Source organism: Rhizobium sp. TH2, assembly GCF_024707525.1.
Lineage (GTDB): Bacteria > Pseudomonadota > Alphaproteobacteria > Rhizobiales > Rhizobiaceae > Rhizobium_E.
Window position 1 is genome coordinate 5,742,589 of the sequence record NZ_CP062231.1, and the last position, 17,939, is coordinate 5,760,527.

General features: G+C 61.4%; 19 protein-coding genes. 9 read left to right on the forward strand and 10 right to left on the reverse strand.

Annotated features, from left to right (window positions below; genetic code table 11):
* The first annotated feature begins 64 nt into the window (after nt 1-64).
* From pcaD to IHQ71_RS28200, 8 genes are all read left to right on the forward strand, one after another.
* Nucleotides 65-850, forward strand: a complete 786-nt coding sequence (gene pcaD / locus IHQ71_RS28165; protein WP_258159695.1) for a 3-oxoadipate enol-lactonase — start codon at nt 65-67, stop codon at nt 848-850.
* A gap of 11 nt (nt 851-861) precedes the next feature.
* On the forward strand, nt 862-1,260 hold the full coding sequence (pcaC, locus tag IHQ71_RS28170) for a 4-carboxymuconolactone decarboxylase (protein ID WP_258159696.1): 399 nt from the start codon (nt 862-864) through the stop codon (nt 1,258-1,260).
* On the forward strand, nt 1,257-1,997 hold the full coding sequence (gene pcaH / locus IHQ71_RS28175; protein ID WP_258159697.1) for a protocatechuate 3,4-dioxygenase subunit beta: 741 nt from the start codon (nt 1,257-1,259) through the stop codon (nt 1,995-1,997). The genes pcaC and pcaH overlap by 4 nt, the downstream gene beginning before the upstream one ends.
* Before the next feature lies 1 nt (nt 1,998).
* Nucleotides 1,999-2,622 carry a protocatechuate 3,4-dioxygenase subunit alpha gene (gene pcaG, locus IHQ71_RS28180; RefSeq protein WP_258159698.1) on the forward strand — a complete coding sequence of 208 codons (624 nt, stop codon included), beginning with the start codon at nt 1,999-2,001 and terminating at the stop codon, nt 2,620-2,622.
* A 50-nt stretch (nt 2,623-2,672) separates the two neighbouring features.
* Complete coding sequence (gene pcaF, locus IHQ71_RS28185; RefSeq protein WP_258159699.1) at nt 2,673-3,875, forward strand: 3-oxoadipyl-CoA thiolase; 1,203 nt, start codon at nt 2,673-2,675, stop codon at nt 3,873-3,875.
* Nucleotides 3,876-3,902: 27 nt separating this feature from the next.
* Entirely contained in the window at nt 3,903-4,949 is a 1,047-nt protein-coding gene (locus tag IHQ71_RS28190; protein WP_258159700.1) for a 3-carboxy-cis,cis-muconate cycloisomerase, read from the forward strand.
* A 154-nt stretch (nt 4,950-5,103) separates the two neighbouring features.
* The gene (locus tag IHQ71_RS28195) at nt 5,104-5,448 is read left to right on the forward strand and encodes a helix-turn-helix transcriptional regulator (RefSeq protein WP_258159701.1); all 345 of its coding nucleotides are present in this window, start codon (nt 5,104-5,106) and stop codon (nt 5,446-5,448) included.
* The gene (locus IHQ71_RS28200; protein ID WP_258159702.1) at nt 5,438-6,751 is read left to right on the forward strand and encodes a type II toxin-antitoxin system HipA family toxin; all 1,314 of its coding nucleotides are present in this window, start codon (nt 5,438-5,440) and stop codon (nt 6,749-6,751) included. The genes IHQ71_RS28195 and IHQ71_RS28200 overlap by 11 nt, the downstream gene beginning before the upstream one ends.
* Here IHQ71_RS28200 and IHQ71_RS28205 read toward each other — a convergent pair.
* From IHQ71_RS28205 to IHQ71_RS28245, 9 genes are all read right to left on the reverse strand, one after another.
* The gene (locus tag IHQ71_RS28205; RefSeq protein WP_258159703.1) at nt 6,748-7,827 is read right to left on the reverse strand and encodes a DUF1513 domain-containing protein; all 1,080 of its coding nucleotides are present in this window, start codon (nt 7,825-7,827) and stop codon (nt 6,748-6,750) included. The two genes, IHQ71_RS28200 and IHQ71_RS28205, sit on opposite strands and share 4 nt — an antisense overlap.
* Nucleotide 7,828: 1 nt before the next feature.
* Nucleotides 7,829-8,911, reverse strand: coding sequence for an imelysin family protein (locus IHQ71_RS28210; protein ID WP_258159704.1), 1,083 nt, complete (start codon nt 8,909-8,911; stop codon nt 7,829-7,831).
* Entirely contained in the window at nt 8,912-10,420 is a 1,509-nt protein-coding gene (locus tag IHQ71_RS28215; protein WP_258159705.1) for a di-heme oxidoredictase family protein, read from the reverse strand.
* 41 nt (nt 10,421-10,461) lie between these two features.
* Nucleotides 10,462-11,739 (reverse strand): imelysin family protein, encoded by a 1,278-nt coding sequence (locus IHQ71_RS28220; protein WP_258159706.1) that lies wholly within the window; start codon nt 11,737-11,739, stop codon nt 10,462-10,464.
* Between the two features lie 104 nt (nt 11,740-11,843).
* On the reverse strand, nt 11,844-13,133 hold the full coding sequence (locus IHQ71_RS28225; protein WP_258159707.1) for an RsmB/NOP family class I SAM-dependent RNA methyltransferase: 1,290 nt from the start codon (nt 13,131-13,133) through the stop codon (nt 11,844-11,846).
* Between the two features lie 76 nt (nt 13,134-13,209).
* Nucleotides 13,210-13,575 (reverse strand): septal ring lytic transglycosylase RlpA family protein, encoded by a 366-nt coding sequence (locus IHQ71_RS28230; RefSeq protein ID WP_258159708.1) that lies wholly within the window; start codon nt 13,573-13,575, stop codon nt 13,210-13,212.
* Between the two features lie 324 nt (nt 13,576-13,899).
* A complete protein-coding gene (locus IHQ71_RS28235) occupies nt 13,900-14,772 on the reverse strand; it encodes an SDR family oxidoreductase (RefSeq protein ID WP_258159709.1) in 873 nt (290 codons plus the stop codon).
* On the reverse strand, nt 14,772-15,905 hold the full coding sequence (gene queG, locus IHQ71_RS28240; protein WP_258159710.1) for a tRNA epoxyqueuosine(34) reductase QueG: 1,134 nt from the start codon (nt 15,903-15,905) through the stop codon (nt 14,772-14,774). The genes IHQ71_RS28235 and queG overlap by 1 nt, the downstream gene beginning before the upstream one ends.
* On the reverse strand, nt 15,886-16,578 hold the full coding sequence (locus IHQ71_RS28245) for a glutathione S-transferase family protein (RefSeq protein WP_258159711.1): 693 nt from the start codon (nt 16,576-16,578) through the stop codon (nt 15,886-15,888). Before IHQ71_RS28245 ends, queG begins: the two co-directional genes overlap by 20 nt.
* Before the next feature lie 149 nt (nt 16,579-16,727).
* Here IHQ71_RS28245 and IHQ71_RS28250 point away from each other — a divergent pair, with 149 nt between their 5' ends.
* On the forward strand, nt 16,728-17,531 hold the full coding sequence (locus IHQ71_RS28250) for an undecaprenyl-diphosphate phosphatase (RefSeq protein WP_258159712.1): 804 nt from the start codon (nt 16,728-16,730) through the stop codon (nt 17,529-17,531).
* Nucleotides 17,532-17,599: 68 nt separating this feature from the next.
* Here the strand turns inward: IHQ71_RS28250 and IHQ71_RS28255 are convergent, their stop codons facing one another.
* The gene (locus IHQ71_RS28255; RefSeq protein WP_258159713.1) at nt 17,600-17,743 is read right to left on the reverse strand and encodes a hypothetical protein; all 144 of its coding nucleotides are present in this window, start codon (nt 17,741-17,743) and stop codon (nt 17,600-17,602) included.
* Nucleotides 17,744-17,939 lie beyond the last annotated feature (196 nt).

Sequence of the window (17,939 nt, forward strand, 5' to 3'; positions counted from 1 at the left end):
TGAAAATATCATTATACCAAACAATATTCACTGAGTAATTCTGTTCCACATAAGGGAGGCCAGGATGGCATTCGCCAATATCAACGGCACGGTACTGCACCACGAATATCTGACCGAGGACGAGAACGCGCCGGTCCTCATCCTGATCAATTCGCTCGGCACCGATTTCCGCATCTGGCTGCCCCTGCTTGATGAACTCAACTCGGAATGGTCGATCCTTCTCTACGACAAGCGCGGCCATGGCTTGTCCGAAGTCGGCAAGCTTCCCTATTCGATCGAAGACCATGCCGACGACCTGATCGGGCTGTGCCGCCATCTCGGCATCAGGAAAGCGACCATCTATGGCCTTTCGGTCGGTGGGCTGATCGCGCAGAGCGTCTATCTCAAGAAGCCGGAACTGGTGAAGAAGATCATCCTCTCCAACACATCCCATAAGATCGGAACGGCGGAGATGTGGGCGGGCCGTATCGCTGATGTCGAGGAACATGGCATCGAATCACTCGCCGACAGCGTGATGGAACGCTGGTTCACCAAGGACTTTCATCAGCGCCGCAGAACCGACCTCACCGGCTATCGCAACATGCTGGTCCGGCAGGATCGCGCCGGCTATGCCGCGACCTGCGGCGCGATCCGCGACGCCGATTTCACCGCTTCGGTATCACAGATCAAGGTGCCGGTGCTCTGCATCGTCGGCGACCAGGACGGCTCGACGCCGCCCGACGTGGTGCGCGCGACGGCAGGCATGATCCCCAATGCCCGCTTCGAGATTATCGAGGGCTGCGGCCATATTCCCTGCGTCGAGCAACCTGCGGCACTTGCCGACATACTTGATGATTTCATCAACGCTTGAAAGTGACCGCCATGCCGACCCACACCGCATCCGATCGCTATATCCAGGGCATGGCAACCCGCCGGGCGGTGTTGGGCGATCGTCATGTCGACAAGGCCGAGCAAACCAAGACTGCCTTTGACGAGCCATTCCAGGAGTTGATCACCGAAGCTGCCTGGGGCCATGTCTGGTCGCGGCCGGATTTTACCTTGCGCGAGCGCTCGATCGTGACGATTGCGCTTCTTGCCGCACTCGGCCAGGACGAGGAAGTGGCGATGCATGTGCGGGCCACGGCGAATACCGGCGCGACGCCGGATGATCTTCGTGAAGCCATGCTGCATGTGGCAATCTATGCCGGTGTGCCGGCCGCCAACCACGCGATCAAGATCATCAAGACGACGCTGGCAGACATGAAGGAGGAACCGACTTGAAGAACACACCGCCCGAAACCGGCACCTTCTTCGCTCGCGACCGCGAGTGGCATCCGCCGGCCTTCACGCCGATCTACAAGACATCCGTGGCGCGATCGCCGCAACGGGCGCTGCTCTCTTTTGACAGCACCAAAACCGAGATCACCGGTCCGGCCTTCGGCCACAACTTGCTCGGCGCGCTCGATAACGACCTGATCCTGAATTACGCCCGGCCGGGCGAGATGGCGATCGGCCAGCGCATCCTCGTCCATGGACGGGTAATGGACGAGCGCGGTCGTGGCGTCGGCGGCACGCTGGTCGAATTCTGGCAGGCCAATGCCGGCGGACGCTATCGCCACAAGAAGGAACTCTATACCGCGCCGCTGGACCCCAATTTCGGCGGTGTCGGCCGGACGATCACCGATGGCGAGGGCTATTACTGGCTGAAAACCATCAAGCCCGGTCCCTATCCCTGGCCGAACGGCCCCAACGACTGGCGGCCGGCCCATATCCATTTCTCGGTTTTCGGCCATGGCTTTGCCCAGCGGCTGATCACGCAGATGTATTTCGAGGGCGATCCGCTGATCTGGCGCTGTCCGATCGTCCGCACGATTCCCGACAAGGCGGCGGTCGAGCAGCTGATCGCGCCGCTCGACATGAACGCGACGATCCCGATGGATATGCGCGCCTACAAATTCGACATCGTGCTGCGCGGCCGTCGCTCGACGCTGTTCGAGAACAAGCTGGAGGGCAACTGACATGGTTCAGAGTCTGAATTATCTCAAGGAAACACCCTCCCAGACCGCCGGCCCCTATGTCCATATCGGCTGCACGCCGAACTTCGCGGAAATCACGGGCGTTTTTCCAACCGATCTCGGCTGCGGCTCGCTGGTCAACGAAAAGACGCGCGGCGAACGCATCACCATCCGTGGCCGGGTCATCGACGGCACCGGGACACCCTTGCGCGATGCGATGGTGGAGATCTGGCAGGCGGACAGCGAAGGGCTCTATAACAGCCCGGCGGAAACGCGCGGACAAGCCGATCCCGACTTCATCGGCTGGGGACGCTGCCCGTCCGACATGACGACGGGCGAATTCGTTTTCCACACGATCAAGCCCGGCCGGGCGCCATTCCGTGAGAACGATCCGCGCCCGATGGCGCCGCATGTATTGTTCTGGATCGTCGCGCGCGGCATCAATATCGGCCTGCAGACGCGGATGTACTTCTCCGACGAGGAGGCCGCCAATACCGAGGACCCGATGCTCATGCGCATCGAGCACCGCGTGCGCGTCCCCACCCTGATCGGCCGGCGCGAGGGTGACGTCGTAACCTTCGACATCCATTTGCAGGGTGACAAGGAAACCATCTTCTTCGATATGTGAGCGACGAGCGCTTGAGAAAATACCGCCCGCTGGGCGAGGAAAGGTTTGATATGTCCGACGCTTTTATCTGTGCCTACATCCGCACACCCATCGGCCGCTTCGGCGGCGCCTTGTCCACCGTTCGGGCCGATGACCTGGCTGCGATTCCGCTCAAGGCTCTCATGGCCGGCAATTCCTCGGTGGATTTCGAGGCCGTGGATGAAGTGATCTTCGGCTGCGCCAATCAGGCCGGCGAAGACAATCGCAATGTCGCGCGTATGTCGCTGCTGCTGGCTGGCCTGCCGGTCAATGTACCGGGCACGACGATGAACCGCCTTTGCGGATCCGGCATGGATGCCGTGATCACCGCAGCCCGTGCGATCAAGGCGGGCGAGGCGGAACTGATCATCGCCGGCGGCGTCGAGAGCATGAGCCGCGCGCCCTTCGTCATGCCCAAGGCCGATACGGCCTTCTCGCGCAATGCCGAGATCTACGACACGACCATCGGCTGGCGCTTCATCAACCCTTTGATGAAGAAGCAATACGGCGTCGATTCCATGCCCGAGACCGGCGAGAACGTCGCCGATGAATACAAGGTGAGCCGCGAGGACCAGGATGCTTTCGCCCTCCGCTCGCAAGCGAAAGCGGCTGCCGCGCAGGCCAATGGCAGGCTGGCCAGGGAAATCACGCCGGTCACCATTCCAAGCCGCAAGGGCGAGCCGGTCGTCGTGGAGAAGGACGAGCATCCGCGTGCCACCAACATGGAAGCGCTCGGCAAGCTGAGGCCGATCGTCCGCGCTGACGGCACCGTCACCGCAGGCAACGCCTCGGGCGTCAACGATGGTGCGGCGGCGCTGATCGTCGCTTCGGAAGCCGCTGCGAAAAAGCATGGCCTGACCCCGATCGCCCGGATCCTCGGCGGTGCAACCGCCGGCGTACCACCGCGCATCATGGGTATCGGCCCGGCACCCGCCACCCAGAAACTGCTCGCCCGGTTGGGCCTGAAGCAGGAGCAACTCGATGTCTTCGAACTCAACGAAGCCTTCGCCAGCCAGGGCCTCGCGACACTCAGGCTTCTCGGCATTGCCGACGACGACACGCGGGTCAACCGCAACGGCGGCGCCATCGCGCTCGGGCATCCGCTCGGCATGTCGGGCGCGCGTATTGCGGGCACGGCCGCATTGGAACTCACTGAGACGGGCGGACGTTACGCGGTAGCGACCATGTGCATCGGCGTTGGCCAGGGCATTGCGGTTGCGCTCGAACGCGTGTGATACTCGATCCACGACATGGCGGGACCGATGACTGGATTTCTCGATTTGCTGCTCAAGGACGAGGCGCTCGAAGCGCTGATCGGGACAGAGGCCGATATCACGGCGATGATCAGCGTCGAACTGGCGCTCGCCAAGGCGACCTGTGCATGCAGCCTGATCGGCGAAGACACGGCCAAAGCGATCGCGACCGCCGGCCATGGCTTCAAGCCCGACCTTGCAAAGCTCAACGGAGCGACGCTGAAGGACGGTGTCGTTGTACCTGAACTTGTCAGGCAGTTGCAGGCCTCTGTCGGCGCGCCGCATGATGTATCGGTTCATTTCGGCGCGACCAGCCAGGACATCATCGACACCGCGCTGGCCGTGGAGCTCATCGCCGTCTTCGAACTCTTCGATGGCAGGCTCCAGGCTTTGCTGAAATCGCTCGATCATCTCGCGGCGACCGCTGGCGACAATCCGCTGATGGGCCGAACGCGCATGCAGGCGGCGATTCCGATCAAGGTCTCTGACCGCCTCGCCGTATGGCGCGGGCTGGTCGAGCGGGTGCATGTCGCACTCGGCGAGGTCCGCTCGCACAATCTCATCGTCTCGCTTGCCGGCCCCGCCGGAACATCCGAGAAATTTGGCGGCCGGATAGGTGACGTCCGTCATGCCATGGCGGCACTGCTCCATCTCGGCGTGCCGGATTACGTGCCGCATGCGGCGCGCGACCGGATCGCCGCTCTCGGCAACTGGTTGAGCCAGGTCACCGGCGCCCTCGGCAAGATCGGCCAGGACATCGCGCTGATGGCGCAGAACGAAATCGCCGAGATTGCACTCTCCGGCACCGGCGGCTCGTCCGCCATGGCCCACAAGCAGAACCCGGTGCGGGCCGAGGTGCTGGTCGCGCTCGCCCGCTACAATGCCGTCCAGGTCTCCGGCCTGCATCAGTCGCTGGTGCACGAGCAGGAGCGTTCAGGCGCCGCCTGGACGCTCGAATGGATGATCCTGCCGGGGATGCTGAACGCAACGGGTACGGCGCTGATCCATGCAGAGGCATTGCTGGGATCAGTGAGACGGATGGGTTCGGCTGGCTGAGAGCCAGTGTCTGCTTCATTTTGCTCGACGCATAGTGCACATGGCTCCAATACATATCACGCATCGAACAAGCCTTGCCGTGTGCGCCCCATTCATGCTATTCGTGATCAACCCATCATACATATCGATATGATGTGAGCTATGGATAGAACAAATGCCGGCAACAAGAAAGACCAGCTACGCCCGCTATACGCTTGCAGCGGCGAAGTTGCTCGGAGAGTTGATCCAGCTCGAGCGCAAATCCCGGCGCATGACGGCGCAGGAACTGGCCGAGCGGCTCGGCGTCGCGCGCGGCACCGTGCTGCGGCTGGAGCTTGGCGATCCCAAGGTCGAGCTCGGCATCGCCTTCGAGGCCTGCACGATCCTCGGCATCCACTTGTTCGAACAGCAGGATCTCGGCGGGCTCGTATCGCGCGCCGATGATGTCGGCAAGCAACTCGCACTTCTGCCGAAATACGCAAGGCCAACAAAGCAGGCGGTCGTCGACGATGACTTCTAGAGAAAGCCAGCCACCTGAGGCCTATGTCTGGACATGGCTCCCGGATGCGACGCAGCCGATCGTCGCGGGCAGGCTCGTGCCGATCGAAGAGGAAATCTGCTTCATCTACGGTCGCTCATACCGGGAGAACCCCGAGGCGATACCGCTCTATCTGCCCGAACTGCCGCTCGGATCGGACTTGATCCGCCCAATGCACGGGCTCGCCATGCCGAGCGCGATCCGCGATGCTTCACCCGATGCATGGGGACGGCGCGTCATCCTCAACCGGGCATCCGGGCACAAGGGCGATGCTCTCGATGAGCTTGAGCTGGACGAACTCACCTTTCTCCTGGAATCCGGATCGGATCGCGTCGGGGCGCTCGACTTCCAGACCTCGGCCACGCATTACGTCGCGCGTGGCGGCGCCCATGCTTCGCTGGGCGAGCTCCTGGCATCCGCCGAACGCGTGGAGCGCAATCTGCCGCTCAGCGTGGAGCTCGACCAGGCCCTCCATCATGGCAGTTCCATCGGCGGGGCGAGACCCAAGGCTCTTATCGATGACGGAGCGAAAAAATACATCGCGAAATTCTCGAGCAGCAGCGATATCTACAGCGTCGTGAAGGGCGAATATATCGCGATGCGCCTGGCGGCACTCGCCGGGTTGAGCGTACCATCGGTGCGGTTGGTGCAGGCGTCCGGCAAGGACGTCCTGCTTGTCGAGCGTTTCGACCGCGTCAACGTTGCCGGCACATGGCGGCGCAGGGCGATGGTGTCGGGCTTGACCATGCTCGAACTCGATGAGATGCAGGCCCGATATGCGAGCTACCAGGATCTGGCCGAAATTGTGCGGATACGCTTCACACGGGTTTCCGAAACGCTTCGCGAGCTTTTTGCCCGAATAAGCTTGAATATCCTTGTCGGCAATCTCGATGATCATGCACGCAATCATGCGGCTTTCTGGGATGGCTCTTCCCTCGCGCTGACTCCGGCTTATGATGTCTGCCCGCAGCCGCGATCCGGGCAGGAGGCGAGCCAGGCCATGTTGATTTCCGGTCAGAACCGGGCGAGCCAGATCGCCAGCTGTCTTGGAGCGGCGCCGCATTTCCATCTCGATAGTCATCAAGCGATCGAGATCGTCGCGGGCCAGATCCGCGTGATCGGCGAGAACTGGCGCGCCCTATGCGCCGAAGCCGATCTGGGCGAGGTCGACCGCGCCCTGTTCTGGGGGCGGCAATTTCTCAACCCTTATGCCTTCTATAATCTCGAAGGCGCGGCCGTGGCATTGGCGGACCAGGCGACGGTCTACCGCGCAGAGAATGGTTAGCGCAGCCGCGTGATGTGATTGTCCCAGGCAAGCTCGGATTTCGCCGCGCCGAATTCGCCCGTCTCCGTCGAGCGCACGAACAGCTTTTCCTCGCGCGCCAGCCCGCAGACGCCGGGGATCTTTTCCTCATAGGCCACCTTGCCGGTATCCGTGTCGAATGCCGCCCATTGCCCGCCCTGTGGAGAGGAGATCGCGACAAGCCCCGCATCGCGGTTGACGGTGACGGAGCCGACATAATTGTCGAAACCCTTGAGCACCGGCTCCGGGATATCTATGAAGCGCACGTCTTCGCCACGGCGGAAGCTGCCGAGCAATTGCGGGTGGCGGTTGCGTGCGCCTTCGAACTGGCAGCCGAACCACACACGGCCCTTGGCGTCCAAATCCATATGGCGCGTCGAAAGCTGGCGGATATCGTCCGGCATATCGTGCTTTTCGACCAGCCGCCCATCGGCAAGATCGACGATGACTAGTGACGGCTCCATATGGTCGATATTGAGCTTGGCGCGGCCGGTATCGGGGTGCTGCTTGATGCCACCATTGGCGATGGCGAGATAGCGCCCGCCCTCGATCAACTGGATATCATGCGTATCCATCCCATGCGCCGGGAATTCGCCGACCTTCCGGTAACCGGATCGCGCGTCGTAAAGTCCGATCATGCCCGAGTAATTGTCGAAGTCGTTCTCCGAGACATAGAGCAGCTTGCCATCGGGTGAAAACACGCCGTGGCCGAAGAAGTGCCGGTCCTCCGCCGCTTCGATCAGCTTCACCGGCTCGCCGGTTTGCGTGTCGAACACCAGCGCGAACGTGCCGGGGCGGCGCGCGAAGGCCACGGCGCGGGCCGAGGTGGTGTCGAAGCAGACATCATGGCCGCGATCGGGAAGCGCGATGCGGCTGATCTCCCGGCCCTGTTCGGTCAGTAGCGCCACCCCGTAGCTCTCGTCCTTGGCCATGAAGGCGGCAGCGAAAACCGCGTCCGCCCTTGCCAATGCATCGGCCTGTCGCGGTAGCAGCGAAGCGGCGAAGCCTGCGCCTGCCGCCTTGAGGAATTCGCGCTTGCTCAGCAAGGGCGTGATCATCTCAGTCGCCATCCGCGAAGGAGAAGCCGGCACCAAGACCCACGGCGCCGCCGACATCATTGTCTATGCGCGTCATCGCATCCTTGAGATTGAATTCGATGAAATCGAGCTTGCCGAGATACTCGTCGTCCTTGAGGCGCGCTGCCGTCGGCTGCTCCATTCTGCCGAGCGCATTGGCTGCAGCATGCAGGTCGAAGCCGGCCGAATCCGCGAGTGAGCCCATGTCCTTGTCCATGATCAGGGTAATCTTGGTGGCGTTCCAGAATTTGGTCAGTCCATCGGCATTGGCCGCCAGCGCCGTCATCGTCAGGCCAGATCGCCAATAGACCGCCAGCTTCGGCGACGCCTTGGAATCCCGGCCCTTGTAAAAATGCTTGATTCGCTGATCGCGCACCATTTCCACGCCATGCACGGCAACGCCGATCAGCGCCGAGACCTGCTCCTTGCTGTCGCGATAGATGGGATTGTCGGCGGAGGGGTTCTTCCAGTCCTTGGCGACGCCGTCCGGCGCATCCCAGGCCGCCTGGAGTTCACCAGCAATGATCTCGACATTGCCTGCGATCGCCAGCCCGTAGCGGCAGCGGAATGGATCCCTCTCCGAGACGATGACTTCCGGATCGGTGCCGAAAAACAGGAACTCGAACGCGCCGAGACCCTGAATCGCGACGCTGCGATCCTTGAGCTTCGCTGCATCGGTGACCGTCTCGTCCGGTTTTGCGAGCAGGGCCTGTACCTGTTTGAGCCCGGTCGACTTGCGGTCGGGATAGAACAGGATGCGTTCGAGCCGGTTCTGCTGCATCACGGGGCCTTCGCGCAGGAATTCGATACGGCCCCAACTGGCGACGGTCTCTGCGAAACGGGCCTGCGCGGACTTCAGGCCGTCATCGCTCGGTGCGGCGCAAAACTTGCCTGTCTCGGAGACGAGCGCGGCCGCTTTCTCACGGAAATCCTTGTAGGCCGGCCGGACATAACCATCGACAGCATTTGCCATGACCTGCCTCGCCTTGGCGTCATCGAGAGCGGAGGCCGGCTGCGCGAAAAGGGAGAGCGAGAGCAACGCTGCAAGCCAGACGAATGATTTCATCTAAAGCGACTCCAGAAAGGCGATCAGCTTTTCGCGGTCGGTCCGCGAGAGTTTCGCATAATTGTCCCGGGTCTTCGCCGCTTCGCCGCCATGCCAGAGAATGGCTTCCTCAAGTGTCCGCGCCCGGCCATCGTGCAGGAAGAAAGTCTTGCCCGTCACGGTGCTCGTCAGCCCAATACCCCAGAGCGGCGCAGTGCGCCACTCCCTTCCTGTCGCACCCCCCACGACCTGGCCATCGGCCAGGCCGTCGCCCATGTCGTGCAGCAGGAAATCCGAATAGGGCCAGATCAGCTGGAACCGGAATTCCTTGAATGCCGCATCCTTTGCCGTGACGAATTTTGGCGTGTGGCAGGCGATGCAGCCGGATGCGTAGAACAGTTCCTTGCCCCTGAGCACATCGGGAAAACCGGATTTCCGCCGCGCCGGAACCGCCAGATGCTTGGAATAATGCGTGACGAGTTCGAGGATCGGGTCCGGCGCCTCGCTCTTGCCCAGTCGCTCTTGCTCCCCGGTCGCCAACGCCAGACAGTCAACCTCAGCGCTGGTGCAATCGCCATGCGGCCGGTCGATCGCCGATGTCGAGATGCCGATATCGCCGGCAAAAGCATGTGCCACCTGGTCGCCGATCAGCGCCGTCTCCGCCTTCCAGCCGAAACGCCCAATCCGCGTTTTGCCGTCGAGGCTGCCCACGATGTTGAGCTTGCCGGATATGCCGTCCTTGTCGGCGTCATCGGGATCTGCATGCGCGCGCAATTGCACCTCGGGAATAGCCTCGATCAGGCCGAGCCCGATCATCTGCGGCGCGATGCGGGGCGAGAGCGTCGTGGTCTTGTCGAGCGGGCCGTACCGGAGATCGGTTATGGAATAGTCCGGCTTGCGCAGCGTCACGACGCTGCCGTCTGGAAAGGTGAAGGGCAGGTCCGAATAGGTGACTTTCATCTGTCCCTCGGCCTTGATGCCGGCAATCGCTTTGTCCTGCAACTGAGTGCCGTAGACCGGATCGGCAAAATTCGGCGCCATCGTCTCGGCAAGAAACGCCCGCTCTTCATCCGTGGCGGCCGGCCTTGCCAACCGCAGGAACATCGTGCCAGGATTCTTGCCATCCGGCGGCGTGCCGCGGCCGTCATCCTTGTGACACTGCTCGCAGGAACGCGCATTGTAGAACGGCCCGAGCCCATCCGAAGCCTGGGTCGAGGATGGCGAGGCGACCCACAATTTGCGGAACAGCGCATTGCCGAGGCGGAAATCCATCCGCCGGTCCTCCGGCAGGTTAGTGGAGAAATGCGAGAAGGCGAGGCGGTCGGGCTCTTCGATTGAGGTTGCCGCGCCCGCCTGCAACGCCTCGAATTCCTCTGCCTGGGAGAAATCCGTCGTCGGCTTCAGCACCGCCTCGACCCGCGCCGCCTCAGCAGCGGTCAATTCGCTGCTGCCGGTCGCCAGAGCGAAAGCGCCATAGAGCGCCGGCACGAGTGCCAGCGCCGGCAGGGCCATCAGCCATTGCTTTTTCATTGCCGTTCAGGAAGGCGGATCACGCCCGCCTCCTGCCTGTCTTATTGGAACACGGCTTCAGGTTTATCGAGGCTGTCGGAACCTTCAAGTTCAATCTTGCCGAGGTTCAGCGCGGAAATGGCACGCTCGATAGACTTGGTCTGGTCGACAAGGCCGTCGATCGCGGCCTGCACCACCGCATTGCCGTCCTTGTTGCCGTCACCGATCATCTGGTCATAGGCTTCGACCGTCTCGCCACGCTTGGCCATGGCGTGCATGGCGTCGAGCGTCTTGTTGAGCTTGCCGGTCAGCTCGGTGTCGAGGGCCGCATCTTTTTCCTTCACCAGATCGGAAAGCGATGGGCCTTCCATCTTCGTGCCATCGACGCGGGTGTATTTACCGGTATAGACGCCGTCGATGCCGATCGCATCGTTGAGATGCGAGTTGAACGTGTTGTCGGCGAAGCAATCGTGCTCTTCCTCCGGGTCATGCAGCAGCAGCCCGAGCTTCATGCGCTCGCCGGCCAGTTCGCCGTAGGAGAGCGAACCCATGCCGGTCAGCATGGCGGACAGACCCTTGGTCGGATCGGTGGTCACGGCCTTGGCGGCATCGCCATCCGGCGCCCATTGCTTGACCATGAATTCGAGGTCGGAGACCAGAAGCGTCGAGGCGGCCTTGAGATAGGCGGCGCGTCGGTCGCAATTGCCGTTGGAGCAATTCTTGAGGTCGTAATCGATGTAGGACCGGTTGCCGGCGCCCGGGCCGGTGCCGTTCAAGTCCTGGCCCCAGAGCAGGAATTCGATCGCGTGATAGCCGGTCGCGACGTTGGACTCGGTTTCGTTTGCTTCCTGCAGGGTGCCTGAAAGCAGTTCCGGCGTGATCTTCGTCGCATCGACTTCCTTGCCGCCGATCGAGAACTTCGGATTGGCGATGACGTTAAGCGTATACTGGCCGTTGTCGTCGCTCTCGGTGCCGTAGGACTTGTCGACATAGTCGATCAGGCCTTCGTCGAGCGGCCAGGCATTCACCTTGCCTTCCCAATCATCGACGATCGCATTGCCGAAGCGGTAGGCTTCGGTCTGCTGGTAGGGAACGCGAGCCTTGATCCAGGCGTCCTTGGCCGCCTTCTGGGTCTCTTCGGAAGGTGCCGCGAGGAAGGCGTCGATCGCGGCATCCAGCGCCTTGGCGGTGATCAGCGCATCTTCATACTTGGCATGGCCCAGTTCGGCATAATGCTTGACCACGGCGGCAGGATCGGTCGCGGCGCCGGCAGCGGTCGCGATCAGCGATGCGCCTGCCAAGAATGCGAATGCGGCTGATCGTATCAAGGTCCTGGACATGAATTCTCCCTCACCGTTCTGGAATGATGAGGGGTCTTCGCGCAAAAACATACCTGTGTCAAACAGTATAGTTTACAACGAATCCAAACTGCTAAAGCCCTGGTTCAGCCCTTCTTGCGCATCATGGCAAAGAAGAAGCCGTCGGTGTCGGTCAGCGCAGGCGAGAGCGTTACAGTCATGCCGTCATGCGAAAGCGGTGCGACGCCGGTGGCGCCGAACAGCGCCTGCCAGCCCTCCAGCGCCGAGACCAATTCGAAACTGGGATCGCTTGCGATGAAATTCGCGACCTGCTTCTGGTTCTCGTCGGGAAGCACCGAGCAGGTGACATAGCAGAGCATGCCGCCGGGCCGCACGTAGGGCGCAGCGGACTCCAGCACCTGGCGCTGCTGGTTGATGCGCTCGTCCAGGTTCTTCTGCGTCAGCCGCCATTTGGTATCGGGGCGGCGGCGCCATGTGCCGGTTCCGGTGCAGGGCGCATCGATCAGCACGCGGTCGCATTTGCCGACGAGGTGGGCGAGATCCTTTTCGCGCTCATGGACCTGCACATTGCGGGTGCCGGCTCGGCGCAGCCGTTCGATGATCGGCGCAAGCCGCTTGCGGTCGGCGTCGAAGGCGTGGATCTGCCCCTTGTTGTGCATGATCGCCGAAAGCGCCAGTGTCTTGCCGCCGCCGCCTGCACAATAGTCGAGGATCTGTTCGCTATCCTTTGCCATGACGAGATCGGCAACGATCTGCGAGCCCTCGTCCTGCACTTCGAACCAGCCCTTGGCGAAGGAAAGCTCGGCCGTCACATTCGGCAGCCGCGAGGGGCCTTCGCCGGAGGGAATGCGGATGCCTTCGCGGGCGATCGGCGAGGGGACGGCATGGGCTTCCTCAAGCGCCGACACGACCTTGTCGCGGGTGGCACGCAGCGTATTGGCGCGAAGATCGAGCGAGGGGCGGAGCGCCAGCGCCTGGGCTTCTCTCAGCCAGTTGTCGCCGAAGTTCTCCTCGAACAGCGGCACGACCCATTCGGGAATGTCGCCCTGGATATGGGCTGGCGCGTCGGAAAGATTGCGGGATTGGAACGCGGCGAGGCTCAGCGGATCGAGCGGCTCGGGTGCGAACTTGTCGCCGTCGAGTTCTGTAGCGAGCTTTTCGGGAGAGATGCCCCACTGGCGAAACATCACCGAATGGGCGATTGCCGAAGGGCTTGCGCCATCCATCAGCCAGGCATGGGAGAGCTTCATGCGCAGCGCGTCGTAGACGATATTGCCCACAGCGGCCCTGTCGCCGGAGCCCGCGAAACGCCGCGACAGGCCCCAGTCCTTGAGCGCGTCGGCCACTGGCCGGCGACGGGTCTCGATATCGTGGAGGACCTCTATGGCCCCCGCCAGGCGACCGCCCAAACGCATGATCTTCTCCAGTTCTCCATCGGGGTCGTAACCGCGATTGCGGGGAAGAGCAAGCGTTCGGGCGTCAGGCGCCGTATTAGCGGCTGACAGTCTCGTAACAGACCTTGGCGTGGCCGGAGCTGATCATGCCGATCTGGCTGGCAGCCGCCTTGGAAAGATCGAGTATGCGTCCCCTGATAAATGGGCCGCGATCGTTGATACGTACGATGACGCTCTTGCCGTTGCGGGGATTGGTGACTTTCAGCTTTGTGCCAAAACGCATGGAACGATGTGCCGCCGTAAGCCTTTTAGGGTTCATACGCTCGCCGGATGCAGTCCGGGAATGGAGAGCGTACCAGGACGCGCCGCCACAACCGTTTTTGGCGAATGCTGCGTTCGTGGAGAGTGCCGTCGTCGCGATGATTGTCGCGGCGAACGCCGCAGTGTGGATTATTTTTTTCAATTTTGAACTTTCCCGTCCCGTTTCATGTGTGAAAGCGGCTTTGACGGGTAAAAAATGGCAAAAACGTGCCTCGCGTGATCACGCAATATTAATGAATGAAATATTTAATGGGTGATCGCAGGTGAATCTGCGCGACGCCTAACACAACTGTAAGTTATTTATGCCTTGAAAACAGACATTAAGCAGCAACGTTCGCGGATGGCATTGTATTCGCGCAACACTCACAGAATTCGCGAAGAATCTTGAAGTTAAGCATATTTTAACCGGCCAATTCCGTAAGATTTTTGCCGGCGGTCGAGAGCGGATGAGCTTTGAGGCCGAGTCTCAGAACGACCGCCAGGCGTTTTCGTTCCACATCTTGGTCAGGGAATCCCGATAATCGGGATAGAGAAACTCGAAGCCCAGCGCCGTTGCCTTGGCGTTCGATACCCGCTTGCTCTCGCCATAGAAGGAGCGGGCCATGGGGCTGAGTTCGGCGGTCTCGAAGGCGACGTCCGGCGGCACCGGCACATGCATCAGCCGGGCGGCATATTCCACGACATCCTGCGCGGGCGCGGGCTCCTCGTCGGTCACATTATATATGCCGCCATAATTCAGCGAGATCAGGAATTGGACGAAGCGGCCGATATCCTCGACACGGATGCGGTTGAACACCTGGCCTTCCTTGATCAGCCGCCGTGCGGTGCCGTTTTCCAGGTTGAGAAATTGATTGCGGCCGGGGCCGTAGATGCCCGAGAGCCGCAGGATAGCCACCGGCACGCCGATCTTTTCGCCAGCATCGAGCCACTCTTTCTCCGCGATCACCCGCTCACGCGAGCGTTCGGAGACCGGTTCGAGATCGGCATCCTCGTCCACCCAGCCGCCCTGGCGGTCGCCATAGACGCCGATGGTCGAGAGATAGCCGATCCACTGGAGATTTGGCGCAAGTGCCTTGAGATCGCCGAAGCGCTTGAGGAAAGCGTCGCCGTACTCACCCGGAGAGATGGACTGCACGAGATGCGTGGCGCCGGCGAAGGCGTCGATCAGTTCGGGCGAAATTGTAGCGCCGTCGAACACCAGCGGCTTGGCACCTGCGCGCTCGACTTCGGCGAATTTGGCCGCCGAGCGGGTCGTGCCGAAAACCTCGTCGAAGGATGGCCCGCAGATCCGCGCAATCGACTTGCCGGAATAGCCCGCGCCCAGGATCAGGAGCCTCATCACACATTCTCCGCTTGCTGCAATTCCGTCAACACATTCTCGTCGGTCTCTTCCGACAACAAATGGCGCGAAGTTTCAAGCCCTCCAAGACGCGAGAGTGCCCATACCGCCATCGCCCGGACATCAGGCGAGGCGTCCGACAGCAAGCGCCGACAGTGTTCGATCAATGCAGCATCGCCCGAATTGCCGGCGGCAATCAGGCAATTGCGGATGAAACGGTCGCGACCAATCCGCTTGACCGGCGAGCCGGAAAAGAAGCTCCGGAAGGCCGGATCGTCGAGTGCCAGTAACTCGGCCAGCGGCGGAGCCGCAAGGTCAGCGCGCGCCTTGAGCTTCATCTCGTGGCCGGCGACCGCGAACTTGTTCCACGGACAGGCCGCAAGGCAATCGTCGCAGCCATAGATGCGATTACCGATCTGGGGCCGGAACTCGGCCGCGATCGGCCCCTTGTGCTCTATCGTCAGGTAAGAAATGCAGCGCCGCGCGTCGATCTGGTAGGGCGCCGGGAACGCGTTCGTCGGACAGGCGTCAAGACAGGCCCGGCAGGAGCCGCAATGATCGACCTCCGGCGTATCGGGGATCAGTTCGGCATCGGTGAATATGCTGCCGAGAAACAGCCAGGAGCCGAATTCCCGGCTCAGCAGATTGGTATGCTTGCCTTGCCAGCCCAGTCCCGCTTTGGCGGCAAGCGGCTTCTCCATCACCGGCGCGGTATCGACGAAGACCTTGATCTCCGCGCCGCTGCGGGCGGCAAAACGACTACCGATCTCTTTCAATTTGCCCTTGATCACGTCGTGGTAGTCGCGGTTGCGGGCATAGACGGAGATGTTGCCCACGCTTTTCCGCTGCAAATCTTCACGCGGGTCGTGATCCGGTCCGTAGTTCATGCCCAGCATGATGACCGACTTCGCCTCCGGCCACAGGCTCATTGGCGAAGCGCGGCGCTCGCGCGTTTCTTCGAGCCACGCCATGGTGCCGTGATGGCCTGCATCGACGAAGGCGGAGAGGTTTTCGCCCAGCACCGCGTCGGTATCGGCGGACGTGATCCTGCAAATGTCGAAACCGGTTTCACGCGCCAGCCGCTTGGCGTATTCCGAGAGTTTCTTCGGGTCTTTAGAAATCGAGGTCGGCATAGTGCGATACCGGCGTGACGCCGCGCACCCGGTCGTTGAGCAGCGGCCGGAAGCTCGGGCGCGATTTGAGCCTCTGGTACCATTCCTTGACCTGCGGCCACTCGTTCCAGTCGACCTCGCCGAGATAATCGAGGACGGAGATTGTCGCGGCACCGGCGAGATCGGCATAGGACAGCCGTTCGCCCGCAAGCCATGTGCGTGAGCCCGCAAGCCAGGCGAGATAGCGCATGTGCTGGCGGATATTGTTGCGCGAGGTGCGCAGAATTTTCGAATCGGGCGCGCCACCGCCATGGTCCGGCGTCATCTGCAGCTTGTAGACACGCTCGCGCACCAGGGGCCGCGTCACGTCCTGTTCGGCCTTGAACAGAAACCACTCGGTCAGCCGGCGGATTTCCGCGCGCTGGAAAGGGTCCTCGGCGAGCAGTCGGCGGTCCCGCTTCAAAACGCCGCTGGTCTCGTCCATGAACTCCGAGATGATCGTGGCACCGCAGAGCGTCCGCATATTGTCGTCGAGATAGACGGGCACAGTTCCGGCGGGATTCAAGGCAATGAAATCCCTGCGCTTTTCCCAAGGCTGTTCCTCGATCAGTTCCGCCTGGAAGCCGTATTCCGCGAAGATCAGGCGCACGAAGCGCGAGGCGGTGGACATGGAGTGGTGATAAAGAACAGGCATATTCGTCCCGGCTGGATTAGCGAATTTCACTCAATGGCGGCTGGTCAGCCGGACTGTCAAGGCTGTATAGGGGTTTTTAACCTTGCCAGCCCATTGCACGTTATCTCATCTAAAACCCTGCATCATTCTTAATTTTCCATGAGGTCCTCATGAGCGAACCGAATATTTTCAGCGCCCTTATCCTAGGTCTCATCGAAGGGCTCACCGAATTCATCCCGGTTTCGTCCACGGCGCATGTCCAACTGGCCAGCCATTTCCTCAAATTCGAGTCGCCCAGCAATGCGTTCACGATCCTGGTGCAGCTCGGCGCGATTCTGGCTATCCTGCTCGTCTATTTCAAAAGACTGCTGGATGTGGCGCTGACGCTGAGATCGAGCGAGCGGTCGCGATATTTCGTGTTGTCCATTCTCATCGCCTTCCTGCCCGCCGTCGTGGTCGGGGTCTTTGCCGAAAGCTACATCAACCAGATGCTCGAGAAGCCTGCGATCATGTGCTACGTGCTGATCATCGGCGGCATCGTGCTTCTGGCGGTCGATCGCCTGCGGCTCCAGCCGCGCCATTTCGATGCGATGGCCTATCCGCTGCCGTTGGCATTGAAGATCGGCATCTGCCAGTGCGTGGCGATGATACCCGGCACATCCCGCTCCGGCGCGACGATCGTAGGCGCGTTGTTGATGGGGGCCGACAAGCGCTCGGCGGCGGAATTCTCGTTCTTCCTCGCCATGCCGACGATGGTCGGCGCCTTCGTCTACAAACTCTACAAGGTCCGCAACGATCTGACGATAGACGACACGACGGCAATCGTCGTCGGCTTCCTTGCGGCTTTTGTGTCGGGCTTGTTCGTGGTGCGCTCGCTGCTCGCCTTCGTCTCGCGCCGCGGCTATGCGCCTTTCGCCTGGTGGCGTATCATCGTCGGCGCGCTGGGCCTGCTCGGCCTCTATTATCTCGGCTGAGCCTGGGGAAACTGGAGCAACAAAAAGGGCCGCGAAAACGGCCCTTTTCATTCAAACTCGATTTGGTCTTACTTGGCGGTGTTTTCCGCGCAGACGCCGTAAGCCGGCGAGCACTTGGACTGGTCAGCCGCGACCGTGCGCGGTGCGACGAACGAGCCGGCAAGAATGACAAGCGCCGCACACGCAAAAAACAATGCGATCGATTTGCCCATTTTAGTTCCCCTGGAATGACTGAAAGCTGCCCAATCTGCCTACCGATCCGGCAGTCTCTTGGCTCGGGTTCTAGTCAGCGAAATTTGCATTAGCAATAAAACATGCATGCTGAAGACGGCGTTAACGCCGCATTGCTTTTTTCATGCGTCTTTTCTGCAACTTCGGAATAGGCGTTACAGCGGAAGCCGAATCTCT